Annotated in this window: 16 protein-coding genes; all 16 read left to right on the top strand. The window is 44.1% G+C overall.

Going from position 1 to position 26,038, the window contains the following annotated elements:
• The first annotated feature begins 36 nt into the window (after window positions 1–36).
• The 16 genes from NBH03_RS11750 to NBH03_RS11675 all read left to right on the top strand — a co-directional run bounded on the left by NBH03_RS11750 (window position 37) and on the right by NBH03_RS11675 (window position 26,027).
• Window positions 37–1,428 carry a VirD4-like conjugal transfer protein, CD1115 family gene (locus NBH03_RS11750; RefSeq protein WP_250799697.1) on the top strand — a complete coding sequence of 464 codons (1,392 nt, stop codon included), beginning with the start codon at window positions 37–39 and terminating at the stop codon, window positions 1,426–1,428.
• 177 nt (window positions 1,429–1,605) lie between these two features.
• Complete coding sequence (locus NBH03_RS11745) at window positions 1,606–2,847, top strand: PDDEXK family nuclease (RefSeq protein ID WP_250799696.1); 1,242 nt, start codon at window positions 1,606–1,608, stop codon at window positions 2,845–2,847.
• A 57-nt stretch (window positions 2,848–2,904) separates the two neighbouring features.
• Window positions 2,905–3,381 (top strand): hypothetical protein, encoded by a 477-nt coding sequence (locus NBH03_RS11740; RefSeq protein ID WP_250799695.1) that lies wholly within the window; start codon window positions 2,905–2,907, stop codon window positions 3,379–3,381.
• 1 nt (window position 3,382) lies between these two features.
• On the top strand, window positions 3,383–3,538 hold the full coding sequence (locus NBH03_RS11735; RefSeq protein ID WP_250799694.1) for a hypothetical protein: 156 nt from the start codon (window positions 3,383–3,385) through the stop codon (window positions 3,536–3,538).
• Window positions 3,539–3,766: 228 nt separating this feature from the next.
• Window positions 3,767–6,427 (top strand): AAA family ATPase, encoded by a 2,661-nt coding sequence (locus NBH03_RS11730; RefSeq protein WP_250799693.1) that lies wholly within the window; start codon window positions 3,767–3,769, stop codon window positions 6,425–6,427.
• Between the two features lie 26 nt (window positions 6,428–6,453).
• On the top strand, window positions 6,454–7,257 hold the full coding sequence (locus NBH03_RS11725) for a YbjN domain-containing protein (protein WP_250799692.1): 804 nt from the start codon (window positions 6,454–6,456) through the stop codon (window positions 7,255–7,257).
• Between the two features lie 36 nt (window positions 7,258–7,293).
• Entirely contained in the window at window positions 7,294–8,214 is a 921-nt protein-coding gene (locus NBH03_RS11720) for an ATP-binding protein (protein ID WP_250799691.1), read from the top strand.
• An 82-nt stretch (window positions 8,215–8,296) separates the two neighbouring features.
• Complete coding sequence (locus NBH03_RS11715; RefSeq protein WP_250799690.1) at window positions 8,297–10,069, top strand: hypothetical protein; 1,773 nt, start codon at window positions 8,297–8,299, stop codon at window positions 10,067–10,069.
• Between the two features lie 15 nt (window positions 10,070–10,084).
• Window positions 10,085–13,204, top strand: a complete 3,120-nt coding sequence (locus NBH03_RS11710) for a P-loop domain-containing protein (RefSeq protein ID WP_250799689.1) — start codon at window positions 10,085–10,087, stop codon at window positions 13,202–13,204.
• Between the two features lie 33 nt (window positions 13,205–13,237).
• The gene (locus NBH03_RS11705; RefSeq protein ID WP_250799688.1) at window positions 13,238–14,167 is read left to right on the top strand and encodes a hypothetical protein; all 930 of its coding nucleotides are present in this window, start codon (window positions 13,238–13,240) and stop codon (window positions 14,165–14,167) included.
• Between the two features lie 11 nt (window positions 14,168–14,178).
• On the top strand, window positions 14,179–14,433 hold the full coding sequence (locus NBH03_RS11700) for a hypothetical protein (RefSeq protein ID WP_215690251.1): 255 nt from the start codon (window positions 14,179–14,181) through the stop codon (window positions 14,431–14,433).
• A gap of 239 nt (window positions 14,434–14,672) precedes the next feature.
• Complete coding sequence (locus tag NBH03_RS11695) at window positions 14,673–16,334, top strand: anti-phage protein ZorA-like protein (RefSeq protein ID WP_250799687.1); 1,662 nt, start codon at window positions 14,673–14,675, stop codon at window positions 16,332–16,334.
• A gap of 69 nt (window positions 16,335–16,403) precedes the next feature.
• A complete protein-coding gene (locus tag NBH03_RS11690; RefSeq protein ID WP_215690253.1) occupies window positions 16,404–17,192 on the top strand; it encodes an OmpA family protein in 789 nt (262 codons plus the stop codon).
• Window positions 17,189–19,336, top strand: coding sequence for an FtsW/RodA/SpoVE family cell cycle protein (locus NBH03_RS11685; protein WP_250799686.1), 2,148 nt, complete (start codon window positions 17,189–17,191; stop codon window positions 19,334–19,336). Before NBH03_RS11690 ends, NBH03_RS11685 begins: the two co-directional genes overlap by 4 nt.
• Window positions 19,326–24,476, top strand: coding sequence for an anti-phage protein ProA (gene proA / locus NBH03_RS11680; protein WP_250799685.1), 5,151 nt, complete (start codon window positions 19,326–19,328; stop codon window positions 24,474–24,476). The genes NBH03_RS11685 and proA overlap by 11 nt, the downstream gene beginning before the upstream one ends.
• 15 nt (window positions 24,477–24,491) lie before the next feature.
• Window positions 24,492–26,027, top strand: a complete 1,536-nt coding sequence (locus tag NBH03_RS11675; RefSeq protein ID WP_250799684.1) for a hypothetical protein — start codon at window positions 24,492–24,494, stop codon at window positions 26,025–26,027.
• Window positions 26,028–26,038 lie beyond the last annotated feature (11 nt).

Raw genomic sequence — 26,038 nt, 5'->3', positions numbered from 1 at the left:
GTAAAAGAACAGGCTAAAGAATAGGGAGAAATACAGATGTTTGAAGATGGTCTTAGATATCAGGATGCCAGAATGGCATCAGAAGATGAAATGAAGCGTGATTTATATGGATTTCATATCAATGATTCACGGCGGATACCCAAGGGCGGTCCGATTCTTTTCAGGGAATCGGACATGGCCTATGTTGATCCGAGTGAGGTGCACAGTCTTATTGTGGGAGATACAGGCTCCATGAAGACACTGCGTTTTGTCCTCCCGTTGATTTATTCCTGTGCAAAGGCAGGAGAATCCATGGTGATTGTAGACCCGAAGGGAGAGCTGGTTAGAAAAACAAAAGGCTTTTTGTCGGAAGCCGGATATGCTATGCCTATCATTGATCTGCGCAGACCTCAGGATTCACCGGACAAGTGGAATCCTATGGGATGTGTGGAAAAATCCTTTGCTCAGGGAAAATCCGGTGAGCAGAAGGCGATTCTGGAATTAAATGACCTGATGGAGACGTTATTTAATTCCAGATCAAAATCAGACAAGGACAGATATTGGAATGAGAGTGCGGGTCAGCTGGCTCTTGGCTTATGTTGCCTCATGCAAAAAATAGGCGAAAATCTGAATATGAAGAACCTTCTGAAATGGCGTTACGAAAGAATGGAAAATGGCGATTTGGATACGATTTATCAGGAGCTGCCAAAGACTGGCGAAATTTATCAGAATCTGGCAGGCTATATGGAATTGACGGCCTCCAATACTCGTTCCTGTATTTTATCAACCTTTGACCAGTTGGTGCGTCTTTTCAAGGCCTCACCGGCATTAACTGATATGTTATCCGAGTCTACCTTTGAACTGGGTCAGATAGGACTTCGAAAAACGGCTGTTTTTCTTATTGTACCGGATGAGAAGACAACTTTTCATTTCCTGGCTACGTTATTTGTTACCCAGTGCTATCAGGCGTTGCTGGAAACGGCGTCAGACTATCAGGACATATTGCCGCGCCGGGTGAATTTTATACTTGAGGAATTTTGTAATATGCCGATTCTGCCGGATTTGATTTCCATGCTGACAGCTGCAAGAAGCCGAAATATCCGGTTCCACCTGGTTATCCAGTCCTATTCCCAGATGATAGAAAAATATGGTTTGAATGCCAGTCAGACGGTATTGGATAACTGCGGCAATCTGATTTATCTCCATTCAAGAGAAATGTCGTTTTTAAAGTATATCTCGGAACTGGCAGGCTGCAATGAATATCATCGGCCGTTACTCTCCCCGTCCCGGCTGCTGCATTTGAAGAAAAACGAAACCGTTATTTTTCATGACAGGTGTTATCCCATGGTTGTGCGTGATATTCCGCTGATATTTGAATATCCGGTTAGCTCTGAACAGTTACGATTTTTTTCGGAAACTCTGAGGAAAATTCCATCTGACTACAGATAATATAAGTAAAGTGAAAATTATTAAAGATACAATATTAATAAAAAATGTCGAATTTAAATAACTTTTTTAATAAAATATATATAAAAAAATGACCTGCTATTAGTATGTATGGTATACTGAAGATAGTATATTTTAGCGCAATAACGCATGAAAAATATGGATGGAGAGGGAAGAAATATGGTTGTGATAGAGTTTTTTAGTGAGACCCCCATTGACAATATGATCAGTACATTGACAAGTCATCCGGACAAGGTGATTCTTGTGGGACAGTCCAAAATCATCCGGAAGAATGGCAAAGCCTACGAGAAGTTTCTGGCTTCTGGCGGCAATGATACAACGCAGATTGACTACTGCAGTGTGATTCCGCATGATCTGGGGAATATTGTAACTGCATTGGAGAAAATTGTCATGGATTATCCGGACTGCCATTTCGATTTGACTGGCGGGGATGAACTGGCTATGGTGGCCATTGGCATCGTTTATGAACGACATAAAGACAAAGGTATTAAGCTGCACCAGTATAATATCCGGACCGGTGTTGTCTATGACTGTGATATGGATGGACGTGTTTTTTCATCAGAAATTCCAAGCCTGACTGTGGAACAGAATATAATCCTGCACGGCGGCAGTATTGTGACGGATACCCAGCGGGCAGGCTGTACCTATCCGTGGGTTCTGGATGAAGAATTTACCGCAGATGTGTTTGCCATGTGGGAAATTTGCCGAAGAAATTGTGCCCTGTGGAATTATCAGATTACCATGCTGGCAGAAATGATGACATTTAACAGTGTGATAGATGATGATTTGCAGTTATGTGCCAATATGGAAGATGTCCATACCTGTCTCAGGGCCCGGGACAATACTTTGAATCTGGATGGCATATTTGGGCCGCTGACAGAAGCAGGCATGATTCTGGGATTCGGCAGAGATGATGAGATGCTGCAGTTCAGATTTAAGAATGAGCAGGTGAAGCTGTGCCTGACAAAGGCAGGAACATTGTTGGAGCTTGTGACGCTGCTGACAGCGAAGAATATGAAGAAATCAGACGGCACGCCGTATTTTAACGATGTGCGAACCGGCGTTATGATTGACTGGGACGGTGTTGTTCACAACAATAAAGACGGCCTGGTGGATACTGAAAATGAAATCGATGTTATTTTGATGAAAGGTGTTGTACCGGTGTTTATCTCCTGCAAGAACGGTATAATTCCAGGTGATGAGCTGTACAAACTAAATACAGTGGCGGAACAGTTTGGCAGTGAATATGCCAGGAAAGTGCTGGTGGCGACAGACATGGGAAAGGCTGCCAAAAGTAGAAAATATTTCCTTGAGCGTGCTAGGGATATGGGGATTCAGATTATTGAGGATGTTCATAAGAATGGATTTGGAAAGCTTGAAAATATATTGAAAACCATATAAAAATTTGAGTGAAAATGTGAATAAAGCCAGATAGAAATAATAAAGGGGTTGTGAGGGGTGCAGTTAAAAATCAGGCATACACTTTCAGAGGAGCTGGCGCTGCCGCTGAGCTATCATCATATCATACAGAGTATTATTTACCGTGGTCTTGCAGATGAATCGGGATACAGTCGGCATATGCACAACAGCGGGTATGCGGCCAACAATGTCAATAATGTCGGACGCCGCTATAAGCTGTTTAATTTCAGTCTGCTGCGGGGAAATTCTCGGGTGATAAACCGGCAGATTATTTTCAGAGATTATGTAGAATGGGAGATCAGAAGCCCGGATATTTACATGATGCGTCTTCTGGAAAGCTTGTATGAGGCAACAAATGCAAGCCAGGGGAACAGAGATGCCTGGTGGCAGCTGTGGATTGCAATTGGGGCGATTGTCATAATAGATGTAATTGTCAATATCATTGCGATTGTAGCGGACCATGGGTGGAGTGGGATGCTGCAATGGCTGTATAATATTCTGGGAACGGGAGTGTAAAATGCAGACAAAATTTCTTTTTATAGATGCAGAAACCGATGGCCTTTACGGTTCATCTCTGACAGTAGAGCTGGTTGTAACGGATGATGCGGGAAATATGATCGAGAAAGCCTATTATGGCGTCATTAGGAATAGAGAGAAGCTGTGCATTAAGTAGTTAGTGTATGGCTTCTTTTTGAATGGTCCGAGAGACTTAAAAATACTGCTAATATTCTGCTCTATGATATTGTTTTTTTGCAGGCATAAAATGTCTTTCTACGTTGGAAAATATCGTTTAGTCTGCTAAAATAAAAGATAAGAATAAACGGATGTTGATTGATACATTTGTATATTGATACGGCCATTGCTGTGTGAGAATCAACAAGAGGGACGGTGCGGGAAAACAATGGATTATGAGAAGATTTTTTTGGACTGGAAGACGAGAAGGACATTTGAGAATGAGATGCCGGAGAGTTCTGCAGATAGTAAGAATGATACGACAAAGTGTGCGGGAATGTCCGATACGCCTGATCGGAATGGGAGTAAGTTATCAACACTTTGTGAGCTGACGATAGAGGCGGGAGAACTTGAGAAGGCACTTCTGGATAAGGTCTACGGACAGGAGCATGCAGTCAGTACCTTTGTAACAGGGTATTTTCAGGCAAAATTATTGTCGATGACAGACCCATCCAGGCGAAAACCCGCGGCCTCTTTTTTGTTTGTCGGTGCACCGGGTGTCGGCAAAACTTTTCTGGCGGAGACAGTGGCGGAAGCACTGCAATGTCCTTTTGCCCGATTTGATATGAGTGAATATGCGGATAAGGATGCAGTCATTGAATTCTCCGGGGCAGATGGCGTTTATAAAGGAAGCAAGGAAGGCAATGTAACGGGATTCGTGAGAAAGCATCCGAGATGTGTCCTGATTTTTGATGAGATAGAGAAAGCACATATGAATGTTCTGCATTTATTCCTGCAGATACTGGATGCGGGACGGCTGCGTGATAGCTGTACGGACCAGGAGGTTTTCTTTGATCAGACCATGATTATCCTGACCACCAATGCAGGCAGTTCTATTTATGATGATGCACGGAACACCTCTCTGGACAGCGTGCCGAAGCGGACTGTGATGCAGGCTTTGCGTACGGAGTGTGATGCAAAAAGCGGCAGTCCGATTTTTCCGGCAGCATTATGTTCAAGGTTCGCATCCGGGAATGTCATTTTGTTTAATCGGATGGAAGTGCGCTATCTGAAGCAGATTTTGGAGTACCGACTGAAGAAATGTGTCTCCGATTTAGAACAGCAATTTCAGATACAGGTACATCTGGATGACAATATCAGCAAAGCGTTGATTTTTGCCGAGGGCGGTATGGCAGATGCACGAACCATCAGCGGACGTGGGGAGAAGTTTCTGAGTGAGGAAATTTATGAACTGTTTCAGCAGGTTGCCTTCGGGATAGGTCAGGGGCAAATCGACAGACTTCAGAAAATCTATTTCAGTGTTGATTTTAAGGATGCTGCATTGGAAGTCAGAAATTTATTTCAGATGACGGCGGATATGGAGAAGTCTGTGCGGCGATTGACCAGATATCATCAGGTTGTGGATTATAGCAGCAAGCGGCGGTTAGCAGAGGATGGGACATCTGCGGAAGTCGTTTTGACAGATTTTCAACTCCGCTATGCAGTAGAAGGTGTTGATTCCGGGCGTATTCTTGCTGAGACGGAACGGCCGAATGTGACTTTTGATGAGATTATAGGTGCAGAGGATGCCAAAGAGGAACTGCGTTTTTTCATTGATTATATGAAGCATCCGCAGCAGTACATAGAGAAAGGCTTTCATCCGCCGAAGGGGGTACTGCTTCATGGCTTACCGGGAACCGGTAAGACCATGCTGGCCAAGGCCATGGCGACAGAAGCGGATATGACATTTATGTCTGCGGAGGGCAGTCAGTTTTTGAAAAAATATGTGGGTGAAGGACCGGAGGCCATTCATGTACTTTTCAGGACAGCACGCAAATATGCGCCGACGATTTTGTTTATTGATGAAATTGATGCCATTGGCAAGAATCGACAGAGCGCAGGTGACAGCAACAGCCGGGCGGATATACTGAATGCGCTGTTGACGGAGATGAGTGGATTTAAGACAACAGGGGAAAGCCAGGTTTTTGTGCTGGCAGCGACGAATTTTGATGTGGAGGGCAAAGACAGATTTTCACTGGATTCCGCATTGCTTCGACGTTTTGACAGAAAAATTCTGGTGGACCTGCCAAACAGGGAGGAACGTTTGCGGTTCCTGAAGCAGCGCAGGGAGAAGAGCCCGGCGCTGGCCTTCAGTGATGAAGAAGCCGACAGAATTGCAGCCGGAAGTGCCGGAATGACATTGTCACGCATCAAACTGATTCTCGGATATGCCATGCGCTGTGCAGCGCAGCAGCATTTTGAGAAAGTCACTGATGACATACTGGATGAGGCTTTTGCTTCTTTTGATGATGGTCAGACAGAGGCACTTTGTTCGGAGGAAGAATTAAAGCGGATTGCCAGACATGAGGCAGGACATGCCTTTATATGCTGGCAGAATCAACACACACCGGCTTATCTGACGGTGATGGGCAATAAAAGTTTTGGCGGTTATATGCTGCAGGAGAATGAACGCCGAGCATATAATCTCACCAGGAAACAGGTTTATGAACGGATTCGGGAAGCCCTTGCCGGGAGAGCTACAGAAATTGTCTTTTACGGCAAGGAAAACGGAGCATCATCCGGGGCAGCGGATGATCTGAAAGTAGCAACACAGCTGGCTGAGAAGATGATTGGCCAGTGGGGAATGGATGACACCTTCGGAATGGCCGTGATTCGGGAAAAGGATGCTGTATGCAGTGACGTGGAAAGCAGGCTCCGTGAAAGAGTGAATGCCATATTACGGCAGATGCTGGGTGAGACAGTGGCACAGATTAAGAATAATAAAGAAAGTGTTGATTTGCTGGCGGAAGTGTTGATTTTGGAAAACCATATGGACGGCAGGAAAATCAGAGAACTGTTGGAATCAAAGGATAAATATACGGTACGGTAGATACGGATTTAAAGGATAAATGTGTGATGCATGAGATAGGAATTGAATGGATGACTCAGACGGAAGTCAACGGCCATTTTCTGGAGCTGAGAGGTATACCGGATGAAAAGCTGGAATGGGAACGAATTCCGGAGGCGATTGCAGGTGCTAATTATTACAATATACAAAACATTCCCGGTCAGTTGATGGTTGAACCGGATTCCGGAAAAATATATTTAAAAATTCAGTATGTCACAGGCGCAGATATCAGAGAGACGACAATAACGGATGCACTGGGACGGTATCTGGAAGAAGAAATGGCGAAAATCTGTCAATGGGTGGCATTTCTGAATCAGACCGAAAAGATCATAGGAAGTCAATGGCTGCCGCAGGCGGCCGGAAAGATCGGCTATTCTGTGGAAGACAAATTTTTGATGGTCTGTGAAATGGAAGAAAAGTTGATGGCGGTATTAGATACTTATACTATTCCTTACATGGCAGATTCGGAATGTATGGGGGTCTGCTGTGAATGGCATCGGGAAGGTCAATCCCAGAGGTATCATATTACCATCCGATCTGCAGAGATGATGATGACAATATCAACAGTATTATCAACACCTATTTCGGAAGAACAGATTCCGGATACCCTGGAAACATGTATGGCCTTAAATCAGGAAGCCTGGGGAAGTTTTTATCTGGATGATGGTACGGGATGTGTCGGGTATCATTTGACAGCGGTTTATGGCCGACATGTGGATAAGGACTGGATAGCGGCACAGATTGCCTTAGCGGAGGCTGCTATCGGAGACTGGAAGAAAAAGGAAGATGATTGGCGTGCACAAGCGCGGTAAAAGCAGATTTTATATGGAGAGAAAGGGGAGAAAGCTATGCATGTGAATCAGGTACGTCTGGCAGAAAAAACGGATAGTATCTCATGGGAGGAACAGCCTTCCGAGTGGACAGCAGCAGATACAGGCAGTAATGAGATTGAAAATATGATACATCAGATTCAGGATTTTGGGCGGATTGCTGCAGCTGACGGAGAAAATTCCAAAGCATTGCGTCAGATGCTTATGACGAGACAGGGGTATCTGAAAAAAGGTGCAGCTGTTTTCTTTGACGAACCGGGTCTGTGTGAACTGCAGATGGCTGTTTGTAAGGATGGAACAAGACATAAGATTACGGAGTCGCAGCGCGCGCAAGGTGCGATTTTGCAGGTAATTCGGGCAGCTGAGCGTTTTATTTTAGAACGAACAGAGGGGTATTCAGAGAAAATACTGCATGAATTGCTCATCAATGCTTTTGTACATAGAGATTTCAACAGTACCCAATGCAATGAAGTGTTGATTTTTGCGGATCATATCGAGATATTTAATCCGGGGGCCTTTCCGGAGGGATATGAAGTGGAAGATTTTACGAGCAGAGAACAGAGGCCGGTGCCGCGAAATCCTCTGATTGCCCGCATTCTTTATTATATGGGCTGTACAGATGGCATAGGAAACGGACTTCAGAAAGTATCGGATGTTTCATGGCAGTTGGACAAAGGCGGTGTGACAGTATGGGTGTTCGGCGGCAGGATTAAATCAATACAACCAGCGGATGTTGATTTTAATAAGAATGAAAAAATGATTCTGACCTATCTGGAAACACATGACTGGCTGACGAATGCGGCTGCCAGGGAAATCGTCCATGTGGGGACGACAGCTGCCAGAAGCCTGCTAAATGGGCTGGTGGACAGAGGTTATCTCAGGGCCGAAGGCGAAAACCGGGGAAGAAAATACTATCTGGCAGCAAAAAGACCGAGATGAAGACATTCGGAGGTGAATACATTCGAATGAAAAATAAGAGCGTCTTCAATCAACAGACGCATATGAGAAAGAGGAAAGAAAAATGGCCGGAGATCGGATGATGCGCTATATTGTGCCTTTTTATTTTGATGGGGCATATGAAGAGGTTTGCAGGAAATTGTCTGAGGCCTCAGATGAATGGGAACCGGGACAAGTGGCCTGCCGATATGTTTATCGACATATTTACCAGACGGTTAATTATGCAAAAGGTGAAAAAGAGAAACAGGGTGGAGTCTGGAGACAGAACAGACAATCAGCTAAAATTAATTTATGGCTCAAATTGAGAGAGAATGAGGCGAGATATGCGTCCATTTCAAATAGTGGTATTTACTTATTCCGGACCGGAATCGGTTTATTCTGGTATGAGATAGATTTCAAAGATACAGAACTGCCTGTAGATACACTGATTGAATATGAAGATCAACTGCAGACCTTTGGATTAAATAAACGTGAGCATTTTATTTATCGTGTGGCAGGCAAAAAAAGTTTTATTGTTTCGGATCATCCAAATTTGAAAGAAGAAAACAGCGGAAAAGAAGAGGGAAAACAGCCGATACTTCAGATAAGAGAAGAGAAAGCACCAATAACCGGGCAACTAATTGAAGTTTATCATCGTGTGCCGGCGCTTTCAGGTAAAAATGTTTATCTGTGTGCGGATTTTGAGAAGCACACCGAGACGCCTGTATTGGAGAAGAAAGAAAATGAGCGGATTGATTTTTGCCTGACCAGACTGGAACAGAACGAGTCAGAGGTAAAAGCATATATCAGTTTCAGGGAAATAGAGAGTTTTTCAATTCCGCAGTGGATGAATGAGAAATTGCAGGTACTGGGCTGTGGAATTTCTTTCTGTATGATGGAAGGGATTAAGAGTAAAAGGGGCAAAAAAGGGCAGAGTGAAACAAATGGACCGCGGCGGGCGCTGCTGTACAATTATTTTTCCTTTGAACAGGAAGCAGAGGCACAGTCAGATGAAGGACAGCGCAAGCAGATGCTCCTGGACAGAGCGGATTTTCTGACAGCAGGGCATAATAAGAATTTTCTGCGTTCACCGGATGTGTCAGAATATGTTTATCAGCCATTTAAAGATGCCTATTGGTATGTATCCAATAGCGGATGCGGATGTTATGTGTACAAAAATGAGGAGAATCGGCATTATTTAAAGACAAATCTTTCAGATAACGTACGAAGAGATTATTTTATGATTTACATATTGCTGCTGTATCAGCTCTATTCACTCATTCATTTTTCGGAAAAAATCGAGTATGAACTGTCGGCAGATGCGAAGGACTATCTGAAGGCACCGGAAGCTTATAACTTAAAACTGAAAGAAATACAGGCAGAAATCAACACTTTTTTATTAAAGAGCGTACATACTTCTGTCAGTCAGATGCAGACGCAAAACGATTTTTATCAGTTTGCCAAGAAAAATCTGCGTTTGAGGGAAGAAATACAGAGTCTGACAGCCGGTGTTGATTTCCTGGAGGAATTGCTGGAAACCCAGGAGGAACAGCGCAGGCAGGAGAAGGAAAATGCGGAGCTGCTGCAAAGACAACAGGAAGAAGATAAATTATCTGTGGGTGTTGCTGTTCTGTCGCTGCTGGCCATTTTATCTGCCTTTGCGGATGGCATTGGATTTCTCAATGAAATTAAAGAAGCAGGCAGTCTGATGAATTTGTGTCGGGAAAATATCGCATATCCTATCATTCTTGTTATTGTTGTGTTGATTGGCTTTGTGGCGTTGGTTGTATGCAAAGATTCAGCGGTCAGATACTGGCGGAGCAAAAGAAAAGCGCTTGATCGGAATGTCGGCGAATAAAGGAGAAAACAAAAGATGAACAAAGACAGAATTATGGCCTATATCGACAATCAGTCAGAAATCAAAAAATGTGTGGAAACACAGTTCCCGTTTTTTATCGCACATGAATATCATCGTTTTTATGAATTGTTGGAAAAAGGCCAGCTCTTTGGCGCGTTTTTTGAAATGAAGGATGTGCTGGAAGTCCTTCTTAAGTTCCCGATACTTGTTGGTACGGCTTATATCGAAAGCAAAAGGGAGCCGGAGGAAGGAAAGCGCTGTCTTGAGACATTGATTGCACATCCGTTGAGTCTTGGCCAGTGGGCAGCTTATGGGAATGATCTGCGCAAAATCCTGCAGAAGGATGAGGCGGCAAAACCGCTTTATCAGGTACTGAGGAGTATTTTGCAGTTATATAATCGCACCGGTGTTGTGAACTGGCGTAATACAAGGATTGGTCACGGTGCTGTGGCCGGAGATATTATGCAGTACGCAGAAGATTTCAAAAAGTATTCGACAGCCATCAACAAACATTGCATGGAAACGGAAAGTTTTTATACAGAATTGAACATCATGCTGGGTGGAAAAAAGCTGAAAGGGTATTCGCTCCCTAAATGGGACGAAATAACGGTGTGCAGTTTTGAAGGACAGACGCTGGAGGCATCCTTTAGTCAGTTGATCTTTGATCTGCGTCCATACATATTTGTTCAGGAAGGAGACATATATTTCTTTGATAGTATGAATTCCTGGCGTCTTGTGATAGATGCCCTGGATTATGTGAAGGGAAGAAAAATTGTCGTGCAGTCAGAGTTCTTCTTAAAAAAATATCGCGAATTAACAGGAGAAGGGAAATATTTGCCGGAAAATTCGGTTTCAGATGTTGTTTTTTCATCAGATAATCAATATCTGAACGAGCTGAATCTTGCGGAGAATTTCACATCGATGGATAATCTGGATGGGTGGCTGGCGCATTGCCTGAATGATTATGACCGCGGCGTCTTTATGTTGAAGATGGAACGAGGCATGGGGAAAACCGCTTTTGTCAGCAGCATTGATCAGTTGATTCATGGTGATGACAGCCGGGACGAATGGATGGATGTGGTGGTACGATGTTATTATTGTAACCGTCTGGAATTTCGCAGTACCAATGATTTTGTCGCAGTCTGCAATACGGCCTTATTTTCTAAAAACAGAGATGCACAAAAGAATATTGAAGGCAGTGAGAAGGAGTTGCGTACATTGTCGTTGACGGGTAAAAATCCGGCACAGCAAATGTCAGATTATCTGGGATTTTATCAGGAAATTTATGATAAAATGCAGTTTAAGGAAAAACTTTTGCTGGTGATTGATGGTCTGGATGAGATCACTGCCGACCGGATTTTGGAAACGGGACATACAATCTTTGACTATATTCCGGCACCGCAGCAGCTGGCAGAGAATGTCTATATATTATTGACCTGCAGAACCGGTGAGGAGGAACCGTTGAGTCAGTTTGTCAGTCAAAGGATAGAACATTTAAGTTTGACAGAAAGCTATACTGTGGACAGAAAAAGCACAGAGCACGAGGAGAATCTTCAAAGATATCTGAAAAAAATACTGCCTTCCACAGCGTATGATCAAGTAGAGGCGATTATCAACCGGACAGGCAGAAATTATGTCGGCTTGAAGCTGTTTGTCAGTCTGATGGGAATGGAGATCAGTATTAAAGATTTGTTGGAAATGGACAATGAATATAGACTCAGTTTATTTCTTCAGAAGCTTCAGGTGATTTATGGTGAAAAAGTGTTTAAAAAGACAATACAGTTTCTGACATTGATTGTTAATGCGTATACACCGCTTTCCCTGAGTCAGATTACTTTTCTGATGGGATACAGAGAAATGCCAATGGAAATGTTGACGATTATGTATGAACTGGGGTGTCTGCTCGATTTGAAACGCACAGAAACCGGCACAAAAATCCGTTTGGCCAATGAAACATTCAGACAGCATTTGCGGGAAAATTATGCGGATGTGATGCAGGCACAATTGTCGGACTGGATTCAAATGATACTTGTACAGGGCAGCAAGGAACTGGATAATGGTGCTTCAGCAGATTTATATAAGAATGAAGGGGCCATTTACCTGTATGGCAATATCATGAAGTATGTGGAAGAATGGGCTGCAGAAGCACAAAAAGCGGTTGTATATACGAATGCTTTTGCCGGTGCCATTTATCAGTTTGAAGGAAAAGTAGACGGCAGGAATCATGGTTATCAGGGGGTCCTTCTGGATATCGGCATGACCTCCGGTGCGATTCAAATCTATGGGCGTCTGGAAGCAGACAAGCAGAAAGTGGATTGGTTAAATTATGCGTATTGCTATAATAACAGAGCTTATCATAAGGGAATTACTCTATCCGATGCAGAGGGTGGAGAAAGGGATTTGGCTCGGGCTTATGAGATTGTATCCGGCATGCCGGAGAAGAATGCAAAAGTTTTGTCGGCCATGGGTACTTTTTCCAATAATATGGCAGCTTTGATGAGCAAATGGCACTACCCATTAGCGGAGGCTTCTGTGTGGAGCCATCGGTCTATAGAGGCAAGAAGACAGTTGATGTATCTGGATTTTGCGGAAAATGCGGAAAATTATATGCAGTCGTTGTTGAATTATGCAGGACTTTTATGTAAATATGGAGCAATGGACGAATTAGCGTCTCTGTATCAGGAAATCAACACCATCTGTGATGAAAGCAACGCACAATATCCGGATGCATATGGAATGTTGCGGCCAAAGGGCAATCGTGTGAATTTTGGTTATGTATTTCAAAGGGCAAGTATGCGGACGAAATATGCACAAAGCCTTGCTGAGAAAGGGAAGACAATGGCAGGTGATAGCGATTGTTATGAAAAGGCAGCAGGACTTTATGAGGAGAGTCTGACAGAGTTGAGAGAACTTCTGGCATTTACAGGCGGCGAACAAATGGCAGTCCATGAAGCGTTGTATAAAGCCTGTTTTTATCTTGGCAGAATATATGTCCTTCTGGAGCAGCAGGAAAAGGCCGATGCCTGCTGGAATGAGTCTTTTATGCATATTCATAAACTGAAAAGCCGCGGTAAGTTATACCAAAATGGTGTTTTAGAGGAAATCAAAGGGATGTTTCCTGAAGCGGTGCAATGATAAGGTCATTTTGACAACAGGAGGGATGAAGAAATGAGCAGCAATAAAATGGATGAACAGGAAGAAAGATGGGGAAAGCGCAATAAGGAAAAAGCTGAGATTCAGCAACTGTATGAATGCAATGAGAAGCACTTTGATCAGGGCAGTGAAGCGTACGGTCAATTGATAGCAGCAGTGGAAAACTATTCATCAAAGGCTATCTGGGCGGTTTTGAATAACTCACCATACAATACCAGAGAGGACTACGAAGATGTAATTATGCGGGGACGTGAGAGTTTTCTGCAGGAAAACAACAATGTTTTCTTTAATTATAAAAACAAGGAAGATGTCCGGAAGACAGTGATGTTTTCGGATTATGCCCGGGGAATGTATCAGAAAAAAGCATTTGATCATATTAAGAAACGCAAAAGAAACAGTGAAGTAGATCCTGTGCCTGAGGATATTTATATCGAAAACGGATATAACAATCAGATACCAAGTGCCGGAGAAGTGCTGATTGATTATTATGCAAAGGCAGTGATGAATTCAGACGCCAATCCGTTTCATATTATTTTCCTGTGCTACTCGAAAATGCTGCCGGTTGTGCTGGGAGAAACTCGATGCAATTCTGCGGATGGATGGGCCTGGGAGCATATGCAGGGAAAGACGATGTTCCGGCTATCGGATCTTTTTGTCAGAATGTTTAATTCGGCTGTTCGGATGATTCGTGTGACTTTCGGAAAGCCGTATTGCGATAAACTGGAAAAGCCTTTTAAGGATGATAAAACCGGCCAGTTATATGAAAAACTGGGTGAGGTGATACTGACCAGTCTGTATGAGCAGAGCAACACCAAAAACTGGGTGGCCAGATTAAATAAGAAAATCATGGTAAAGGTCGTTTCTGAGATTATGAATGCAGCAGATTCGGATGAAGATGCGAAGCGTGCAGCGACCGAGGCAATCGCCTATACAATTGGGAGATAAGGAGGCATATCATGTTAGATCAGCAGGTATTGGAAGAGATATATACAATTGCGGAAAAGGTTGGAGCCCATCAGGTACTGACAGAACGAGAACAGGCGATGTATGATGACATTTTGGAAGATGCCGGATATTATCAGGTGTTCTGTCTTTATACAGCCATGATTGATTTTCCGACTTTTTACGAACAGTCTGTTTCCGAAGAGAAACAGAAGGTGAAAGAGTGGCAGAGTGAAAAAATCCGGGAGATAGAAAAGCATAAAAATTAAATAAGTCGTATCATACAGAAAAAAATCGACAGTCGTCAAAAACTGTCGATTTTTTTGTTCAAAAAACAGGTATAAAATGCGTAGCATTTTGGAGGTTAGCTCTGAACAGTTACGTTAATTTAACGTTTATTCGAAAATGAACGATATTGGGACGAAGTCGTGAGGGAAAAAGATGTATAGTAATGATATAGATTGAAAAAGGCTTAAATTTATAAAAAATAAAAACGAGGAGACATGTTATGAAAAAATCAGGGAACAAAAATATTCTTTATGCAGTGTGGATTATCTTGTGTGCGGCGACAGCCTTTTTGGGTGGATTCGGTCATAGTATGCTGATCAACTATGCCTTTCTGGCAGTTATGGGCCTGCTCATTTTGATTGTGGACAGGCACGGACTCAGCAAAATCTGCCGCATAACGAAGGATTTGAAGGGGATTACAGAGACTTTTTCAGAGGCAGAAGCGAAAGGAACGCAGGGAAATGAAGCCTATCTTTCTTTGATGGAGAGCATGCACTTTACATACCCGGAAACAGAAGGAGACTGGATGCGGCTTCAGGAGAGCTGGAAGAGTTCAGACGGGATGGATTGCGATGTGGAGGACTATATTTTTGAGAGTGAACTTCTGGAATCCTGTAATTACAATGTGTGTACGCAGGTGGCCGGTATTTTAACTGCATTAGGTATTCTGGGAACTTTTCTGGGACTGGTATTAGGACTTCGCAGTTTTGATTTTTCCAATGCAGATCAGATGACATCTTCTGTTGAAGCACTGGTAGGCGGTCTGAATGTGGCTTTCTATACATCAATTTATGGTGTTACCTTATCTATTCTTTATAATATCATTTTCAGAAGAATCACAACAGGACTGACACAGGGGCTGAATCATTTTTATGATGCTTTCAATAGTGCCTTAGAACCGGTTTCACAGAAAGCGATGGCCGAACGTATGGACAGCCGTCAGGCAGAGAACAATGCATTGATGCAGGAAATCAAAGAACTTCTGGATGTGCGCCTCGGTGAACGTCTGGGATATCAGATGTCAGAGACATTGACACCGGTATTTGACAGGATCATTCAGTCCCTGGATTCCATGATGCTGGATTTTCATAAGGAACAGGCCAATTCCCTGGAGAAGATTGTAGATGCCTTTGTTGACAGGATGGGCGGGGCCCTGAACAGTCATGTGAAGGCACTGGGTGAAAGTGTCGATGAGTTAAGCCAGGCGCAGAAGACAATGAGTGTTGAGCTGCAGCGGCTGATTAAGCAGATTGTCAAGACAAGTAAGGATACTTCTCAGATCAATGAACATGCCAGTATTATTCTGGAACAGTTGAGCGGTTATATTCCGCTTCTGACGCAAACTTCCCAGGATTCTGCAAAAGTGATTGAAAATATGACCCAGTGGTCGGAAGATGTTCAGAAAATGACGGATACCCAGCAGAAGGTGATGAAGGAAATGGCCGTTGAACAGAATGAACTTCTAAAAACCATGGCGGAACATGAAGCACATCTGGATCAGACATGTGAACAGATCAATCTTAATCAGCAGCAGTTGAGTGACAGCCTGACTGAATTTACAAAGGCAGCTCAAATCATCGCTGAGCGCGAAGAGGATCCGCTTCAGCTTGATGGTATCAAGGATATGCTGTCCGGTTATATGACCACTATGCAGAAACTTCAGCAGGAAAGTGCACAGAATATTGAAAATATCCAGAGTGCAGGTACCGGCAAAATCCAACTGCCGTCAAAAGGGCTGCAGCAGGATGAGGAAAAATGGAGCAAAGTATTGAACGAGAAGATGGAAGCCTGGATCAGAGAGCAGAAAGCTTTCCAGGAAAGACTGCTTCAGCTGGAAGAAGAGAGAAGTCAGCCATTTTGGTCCAGATGGGGAAGAAAGTAGTCAGAGAATCCTGTAAAATGTAAGTGAGATCGTGCACCTGGATATAAGAGGAGAGAGTAAAAGATAACTATGCGGAGAAGAGATCATGTAAAAAAGGAAGAGAATGTCAGTTACTGGCAGAGTTATTCAGATATGATGGCAGCACTTCTGTTGATTTTTGTACTGGTCATCGCAGTGGCCATCGTGGCATTGAATGATTACAAGGAAAAACTGGCAGAACAGAATGAAGAACTGCTGGCCAGACAGGATCTTCTTGAAAAGCAGGCAGATGAGTATTTGAAATTAAAGGAGGAACTGGAGGAGAAACAGGCAGAAATCGACAAGATTATCGGTGTTAAGCAGGAGATTATAGAGGCATTGAATCAGGAATTTTCAAAAGAGGAGATTGCCATTAATATCGATCAGCAGACAGGAGCCATTGTTTTTGACGCCAGTATTTTATATGACCGAAGTAAATCCGAATTAAAGGGCGAAGGTATCCAATTTCTGGATCGTTTCCTGCCGATTTATATAGGTGTTTTGTTCAGCAGTGAATTTAAAGATGATATCGCCGAGATTATTATTGAAGGCCATACAGACACGGATTCCGGCTATATGTATAATCTGGGGCTCAGTCAGGACAGGGCATTATCTGTTGTGGAGTATTGTCTTTCTGACAGCAGCCTGAGCAAAGAGCAGAAAGAACAACTGCGTTCAGTCATTACAGCCAATGGACGCTCTTTCAGTAATCCGGTTTATGATGCGGACGGTAAAGTGAATCTGACGAAATCCAGACGTGTGGAGGTCAAATTCAGACTCAAAGATGAAGAAATGATTCAGGAACTGCAGGGTATCCTGGAAAGGGGAGATACACAATGAGTGCTAAACGGAAGATGAGTGAATGGGTGAAAAATTATAAAGAGCTGCTCTTATTTCTGCTGTTCAGTTTGTTCTGTGCTTTTGAGGCAGCCGGAAAGGGGGCTCTAAACGAGTTTGGCAATATTGAATTCTGGCTGATGTTGTCTGCCGTTGTTCTGCTTGTGGCTGCAGAGCAGCTGGGGGCTAATAAGAGATTTCTGATGGCCGTATTTATGTTGGCAACGGTGGGTAATCTGATCCATGCCTGTCAGGAAGTCTATTATTATCATGCAGATGAACTCAGGGAAGCCGGGCAGGCGATAAAGATGGATTATAAGTCTGTAAATACGGATTATATTCTTGGCTTTCTGGCAATTTTGGCCGTCCTGGTGATTTATCCACGTTTTCATAAGATACTCAGCAATGATTTTGCCGTTTTAGGTATGGCTGTACTTACATTTGCTATTTATGGATTACTGTTGGTGGCCGGTCAGTCTGTTGGCGGTGTCAGAGCATGGTTTCATGGCATTCAGCTGACAGAATTTGTCAAAATTCTCTTTGTCTTTGTCATTGCAGGTCTGTTGAGCAAACAGCAGATGAGCAGGAGACAAAGCTTCATACGCGCCGGTCTGGCTGTTTTGTATATGTGCGGCAATATTGTGTGCCTAGGGATTATTTCCGAGTTCGGTACGCTGATTGTGATGGGCATTGTTTTTCTGATTTTCCTGTTTATTTTTCCAAATAAGTTATGGTGGCTCGGCGGTGTCCTGCTGGCAGGGGCAACGGCTATAATTGTTCTTTTATCTGTTGGTTCCGGCATTTACCAGGAAGCTTTGGCGAAAGCACCGGCAGCATCATTTACCAAAATGTTTGCTGGTGAGCTGAAAGAAGTGACAGATGATGAGGGCAATCGTGTCTCCGGTGTTGAAATGACACGTCAGTTGGCAGAAAAAGTTCTGGAAGATATGAATAATGCTGAGAAAGCGGCGTTTGAAGCAGCCAGTGGGCAACTGACAGGTGATAAGGTGCCGGAGGAGGTATTGACAGTACTGGTAGGAAATTCGGATTTCCGAAGTGCCTACTTACAGACTTTTTGCCACGATGATTTCTGGGGCAATACAGCGGAAATATTATATGATGAGACAGGTCATGGCCTTGTCCATAAGGTGAAAGGGGCTGTTCTGAGTTTATACAATAAATGTGTGCAGCGTTTTGTTCTTCCGATGCTTCCAAAGGATCTGCAGGAGAAATTTCTGGGTGTCAGAGACATGAATAAGACAGATGCTGTTTATCAGACCAATCAGGCGTCCAGAGCTATGCAGATTGGCGGTCTGACCGGTTCGGGCAGTCATGAATTTATGTATATCGCCGTTATGGAATCTGATATGATTTTCGCGTCGATGGTCAGCTTCTTTGGATTTGCTATGGGATTTTTTGTGATTCTGTTGAATATGATTTTGCTTCGTGAGGGAACCCGTATTCAGAGAAGTCTTGAGACGACATCTTTTCATCATGGGGTGGCCATGGGCCTGACGCTGATGTTATTTGTGCAGGCGATGTTTATTATCGGCGGCAATCTGGGGGTTTTTCCGTTAACAGGTATTACTTTGCCATTTATTGCGGTGGGTACGACTTCTATGCTGGTTTGTTTTGCTATGGTCGGGCTTTTGATGACTGTTTCTTTTATCAATGTGACGGAGCAGAACAGACAGGCGGATAATAAATTTAAAACAATATGCTTTATGATCTGCGGTATGTTGAAAAAAACAGTTCGCAACACCGGCAGGGGATTGGGCAAAGGCGCCGGAAAAATGTATAAAATTGTAAAAGCTGATCTGGATAAAGCTGATTTTGATGACAGTATTGAAGAAGATGATGATACTGTGGAGGCGGATGATGATACATGGGAAGCAGATGATGATATCGAAGCTGACGATGATATTGAAGAGGACGATGATATCGAAGAGGACTATGAGATTGAAGAAGATGATGATACCGTGAAAGTTGATGATAATAGTGAGACAGCAGATACCAGCATGAGCGAAGCAATTATGAAAAAAACGGCTAAAGATGAAAGAGCCCGGATGCGTCGTGGCAGAGACAGCGGAAAAAATACGATTTTTGACAATTGGGATGACGAAGGGGAGGATGAAGATGGTTTATAAATTCAGAGTGGAGATGACCTATGATAAGAAATTAAACTATATTCGTCATTTGAATGATCTGGATAAGATATGGAAAATAAAAATTTTCAATGACGGGGAAGAGACGGTACGCGGGCTTCAGATTAAACTGTCTTTTGTCCCGGATTTTGCGGAATCATGGATCGGTCATATCGATGAGATCAAGGCTGGTGAACGTGCAGATATCAATGAACCGAATCTGGTAATTAATCCTGAAAAACTGCTGAGCTACAATGAGAAACTGGAAGGCAATATTATCGTGGAACTGATGCCGGCGGATGGTCAGAGTGAGGCCGTTTACAAAGAGGCGTTTCCCTTAACAGTGCTGCCCTATGACCAGTGGTTGTCCAATGATCATCCGGAACTGCTTGCGGCTTTTGTGACACCAAATGACCGAAGAGTATTGGAAATTCTTGCAAAGGCAGGCAAGCGCCTGGGCGTTCAGGAGGGGATTGCATTCAGCGGATATGGCAGTAAACAGGAAGTGCTGCGTCAGATGCAGGTCATTTTTGAAGTCATTCAGGAAGAACAGATCAGTTACTGTTATCCGCCGGCTAACTGGGATCGTGGCCAGCGTGTACGTATGCCGGGATTTACATTGGCGAATAAGCTGGGATGCTGCATTGATATGGCTGTTTTGTATGCGTCCTGTCTGGAAGCAGCCAGTCTGAATCCCCTGGTGATGATCCTGCATGGACATGCAGTTGCGGGATGCTGGCTGAAAGATGCTTCCTTTGAAAAGACTGTTATTGATGACCGGGCCAGTGTAGAAAGCCGTTCTTACAATAAACTGGGAGAACTGGCCATGGTGGAATGTACACTGATGGACAACTATGCCGGCAATACATCCTTTACATCGGCGATGAATTGTACGGATAAACACTTTGCCAGATTTGAATATGTGGTGGATATTAAGCGGGCCCGACAGGGCGGTATCCGGCCGATGCCGCTGAAAGAAATTCATGATGATATGTCTGAGGAAAATGGTGGAAAACTGCCGGGGCAGGGAACAGAAGCGGTGGATAGTGATGCTTTTTATGAAGAGGATGATCTGGATATTCTTCCTGAAGAAGATCATACAATGACGAAGATGGATTATTGGGAACGCAAGATTCTGGATATGACACTTCGAAACACTTTGCTGAGTACTTCCTTTAAAGGTAAACAGCTGCCGGTGATGGGAACGATGCCTCAGATGGCTGCTTTGACAGCAGGTCTTCAGGAGGGCAGATGCTTCCGAATCCTTGAAGCACCGGATGAACTGGCATTGAAAAGAAAACAGGTGACAGAGCCGGATGAACAGAACCGGTTGAGTCAGCAGTTTCAATCTCTGACAGCAGGTGAACTGCACAGCGGGCGTATTCGTGTATTTTTGAATCGGGAGACCTATGCTTCCTATGTGAAATATTTATATCGTCAGGCCCATACCTTTATGGAAGAAAGCGGCGCAAATGTTCTGTATCTGGCGGTTGGTTTTCTGAAATGGCGTCAGAAAGATGAAACGGCGGACCGTTATGCACCACTGGTATTGATGCCGGTGTCCCTTGAGCGTGGGCGTGCGGATACGGATTATACATTGACGATCCGGGATGATGAGTGGCAGATGAATATTACACTGTTTGAGATGCTCAAACAGAAATATGGCATCGATTTGACGCATCTGGATACGGTGCCGATGGATGATGAAGGAAAAACAGCGTATAAGGCTCTGTTTAAGACAGTACGGGAAGCAATAAAACTGAAAAAGGGCTGGGATGTGGAAGAGAGAGCCATGATCGGCATCTTTTCCTTTGGACAGTATATGCTGTGGAAGGATTTGCATGACCATGGTGATCAATTTGCAGCGCAGCCATTGGTGGGCAGTTTGATGAATGGTCATCTGCTGTGGAAACCGGAGCATGTTTTTATGAGCAGGGCACAGCTTGACAGGGAAATTCGACCGGACGAGTTGGTGACACCGGTCAGCGCAGATGGCTCTCAGTTGACTGCTATTGAAGCAGCCTCCCGGGGAGAAAGCTTTGTGATGCATGGACCGCCCGGAACCGGCAAATCCCAGACGATTACCAATATGATTGCCAATGCCCTTTATCAGGGGAAAACGGTATTGTTTCTTGCCAAGAAAATGCCGGCGTTGGAAGTTGTTCAGAGTCGGCTCCAGGACATCGGACTTGGACCGTTTTGTCTGGAACTGCATGCCAAAAAAGCCAGCAAATCTCATGTGCTGAATCAGTTCGCAAAGACACTGAAACTGGCGGATGAGAAAAATGTGCCGTTGTATGCACGGACTGCAGATCAGTTGATGGAGAAACGCAAAATGATCCGGACATTGATTGAGAGACTGCATATCCCTGCAAAGTGTGGCAAATCGCTGTATGAGTTAATGAGAATCCTTGAAAAATATCAGGATGCACCGGACAGCGTTCATTTCGATATTCCGACGGCAATGCTTGCATCGGAGGAAGACCTGGCGGACTGGGAACGGCAATTGGAAATTCTGAAACATACCGTGGCTTCTCTTGGTACAATTCCGTCCCGGCATCCGCTGCAGCAGATTCGTACAAAAGAATTTAAACGGCATGAGAAACAGCAGCTGCGTCAGGAAATGCAGCAGTGGTTCAGTTGTATGGCGCATCTTCGCGAAGATGTGGCCGGCATGAAGCAGAAGGTTGGGATTGCTGACTGTGACACCGTGAACTTCAAAGTGTATATTTCACTGGCAGATATTTTGTCTCATGCAGTGATCTATCCGGAATATATGGCAGAACTTCTGGATAAAGATCATTCTTTTGAAGATATTGAGCAGGCATATGAGAAGACTGCGGCTATACAGGAAGTTTTGAGAACCGTTGACAGTCTTTACGACAGGGAAATTTTCTCTGAGGATTTGGCGTATGAGAAGAAAAAACTGCAGATAGCCGGAAATGGCGATGGCAGATTGGCGCGTATGCAGCGTTCAGGTGTTTTGAGAATGTTGAGGAAATATGCCAAAGACCCGGAACAGGTTACAGCGGAGAATTTGCCTGAACAGTTGGAACAGCTTATGGCATTGCAGGAACAGTATCATGATGTGGGTAAATTATCTGCACTTGAAACGGAAGTGTTGAAAAACGGAAGTAAAATTGACTGGACATTGTGGCAGAAAGCCGACAGAAGAATGAAGCTGGTGATGGACCGGTTGGATACACTGGCCATTGATGAAGAAAGTTACGGTATTTTGCAGAACTATATTGAAGAGGAAGCATTGGCTCCGGATGAGACATTTCGTTCAGACCGTTTGTTTTATAAAAAAATTGCCAATCAGTATCTGGGTTTGAAACAGTGTACAGAAAATATCATGCAGATGGCAGACTATGATCATGACGGTCGGAAAGACAATATTTCAGAAATTATGCTCAGTGATGCATGGGAAGGAATGCTTAAAAACTGGCAGGCCAATTACCAGGATTTGGATGCATGGTGCAGCTATCGAAAAGAAAGCCGGCAGGCGCAGGCCATGGGCCTGTCTGCGGTTGTGGCAGCCATTGAACAGGGGCTGCAGGCAGAAGAGATGATTCCTGCTTTTTATAAGGGGTGGGCAGGCACTTACGTGAAACGGACGATTGAAAAAGAGCCGCAGCTTCAGTATTTCAGCGGTTTGGCTTATGAACAGATCATCGAGAAGTACCGTAAACTCAGCGAGGATTTTGAGGAAATGAGCCGTCAGGAAATCCGTGCAAGATTACTGGAGCGGCTGCCGGACCGCATGGATGGCAGCGATTCCAAAGACCTGAGTATTCTTAAGAAAGCCATTATGGGTGCCGGGTCAAAAATGACGATTCGACAGCTCTTCTCCAAAATGCCTGAGGCTGTACAACTGCTGGCACCGTGTATGCTTATGAGTCCGGCTTCTGTGGCTCAGTTTATTGCTCCGGATTTTCCAAAGTTTGATCTGGTGATCATGGATGAAGCTTCCCAGCTTCCGACCTGTGAAGCGGTGGGCGCCATTGCCAGAGGGAAAAGTGTGGTTATTGCCGGGGATGAACAGCAGATGCCGCCGACCAATTTCTTCAAAAAGAAAAGTGCCGGAGAGGATATTGAAATGGATGATCTGGAGAGCATTCTTGACGATGCATTGGCGCTGAATATGCCGCAGTGTTATCTGAGCTGGCATTACCGCTCAGCCCATGAGAGCCTGATCACGTTTTCCAATACCTATTATTATGACAGTGAACTCAGAACATTTCCGTCGGTGGATGCATCTGTTTCAGCTGTTCAGTTTATCAATGTAGGTGGTATTTATGATCGTGCCGGGACAAGAACCAATGAAGCAGAGGCAAAAGCTGTTGTGGATGAACTTGAGCGGCGTATCATGGCCGGAAAAGCTCAGTCCATCGGTGTGATGACCTTGAATATTCAGCAGAGAGGATTGATCAATGATCGGCTGCAGGAAAGAATGGACCAGAATCCGGCCTTCCATGAAGCAGTTTCCGGGATGAATCCGCCATTGTTCATCAAAAATCTTGAAAATATTCAGGGTGATGAGCGGGATGTGATTATTTTTTCCCTTGGTTACGGACCGGATGAAGAGGGGCATATGAGCATGAATTTCGGACCGGTGAATCAGGAAGGCGGACACAGACGTCTGAATGTGGCAGTGACAAGAGCCAGACAGGAACTGTTGGTTTATACATCCTTTGAACCATCTGCCATGCGGACAACAGAGCACAGTGCCAGAGGGTTGAGAGATTTGAAAGCTTTTCTTGAGTATGCCAAGCAGGGGGCGGCAGTTTTGGATTGTCAACCTGGTTCGGCATCGAAGGAAAAAGAAACAATTAATCGACAAATTGCAGAAAAATTGAGGGAAAAAGGCTGGAAAGCAGATATAAATATTGGAACAGGAAAATTCCGGATTGATGTGGCGGTGCATCATCCGGAGAAAACAGACGAATATTGTCTGGGAATTATGTTTGATGATGATGCCTCTGCACTTCAGGATACTGTGCGGGACAGAAATCTTCTGCAGAAGAATGTTCTGCAGAAAATGGGATGGAACATTCTGAATTTATGGCTGCTGGATTGGTATGAGGACAGCGAGACGCAGATTCAGCGTATTGAAGATACGCTGAAGAATATGACAGGATAATGACAGGAGGAAAAGATGGAACAGTGGGTTTTTGTGCTCCCCGGGGCAGACGATCAGTCAGAATGTACTTTTTTTGCGAACCCCTCCATTGCCGGTTATCATGTAGACGACGGCACAGATATTCAGCTCACAGTAACTTTCAGAGATGAGAAAGGGGACCATGTATATGATGTCGTGCTGACAAAAACAGCTCGGAAAAACTGGTATGCCAGTGAGACGTATGACATTGCAGCAAGAGCATGGAAGAAAGACTACAAAGTCCAGGCGGAGATAACTCAAAAAGATGGAACAGCGGAAACTGAAGAACTGTCAAGTGAGGAAGTAACAGCTGCATGGCCGACATTCAAAGAAAAAACAGTGAAACTTGAAAAAGACAGCGATGGGCAACTGCAGAAAGAGATTTCGCTGAATCAGTGGATTCAGGAGGAAATGACCAGTCCACTGTTTGAGTATAAAGTAGAAGACCAAGCGGGATGTGAGATTATTCTGGATACACAGAAACAGTGCGTGAGCATAAACAATGCTGAATCAAAGGGAGAATTTACCCTTGCGATTGTAGATCCGGCGGGAAATGAGGAGGTTACAGAAATGAGTATCATAGCGGCAGCAGGAACGGAGAAAGGACTGGGCATCGGAATTGTCGCATTGGCAGTGATTGTTGTTGCGGTGATTGCTGTGCTGCTTCTTAAAAAGAAGACAGGTTCAGTCGGAGCAACAGCCAAAACAACAAAAATTTTGGCGGCGCGTGAAGAAGTGGACAAATATTGCAAGCGTCTGGAACTTCTGACAAGAAAAACAGAGAATACCATGCATGAGATACGAATGGCCGCACAGGCAGCAGAAGAACGCATCCGCCAGGATGGAGAAGCCAGTGCCTATGATGTTGATGATATCCGGACAATGACAGAGGAAGCTGAGAACCTGTTTAAGGAGCCGTGCTGTGAAAATATTCATACGATGCGGGTGATCATGGGTGCAGTCAGTCAGAATCTGTTGAAAATGCAGGGAAACGCCAGTATTAAAGTGGATAGCGGCAGTCACAGTGGCATGGAGAACCCCAAAAATTATCTGGACCCTGCCAAAAGACAGGATATCCTGTCAAAAATTGAAGTGGATGCCGTCAGTGTTGAAAATCTTTGCGCTGAAATGAGTACAATTCTGAATACATTGAAGGAAATTGCTTATCGGGAAGAAGTGCCTTTTGAAAAAGATATCAGTATCACAGTGACAGACGGACATGGAGAATATGAGACGCGAAGAGCCTACAAAGAAGCTTATGGTGCAATGGCCTCCGGTGTTTTTTCATTGGATACGCTGAAATTCCTGTCAAAAAATGAGGTCTGGATGATGCTGCCGGAAATTATCGGGCAGAAAACGGATATTCGTATTTTTGCTATTGATGACAATCGGATGCGGGCAATCGCAGAAAAGCCGATATTAATCTGGCAGGGAAAAAATCAGCGCATTTTGGAATTTACATATGATGAAGACGTGGTTTTCAGACTGCGGGATCATGCTTATGCAGAAATCAAACTGCATTTTGAAAGATAGAGACAGAGGAG

It is taken from the genome of Coprococcus intestinalis (assembly GCF_023656595.1).
GTDB classification, from domain to species: domain Bacteria; phylum Bacillota; class Clostridia; order Lachnospirales; family Lachnospiraceae; genus Coprococcus_A; species Coprococcus_A intestinihominis.
The sequence above is the reverse complement of the archived record's forward strand: the minus strand, read 5'-3'. Positions and strand labels throughout refer to the sequence as shown.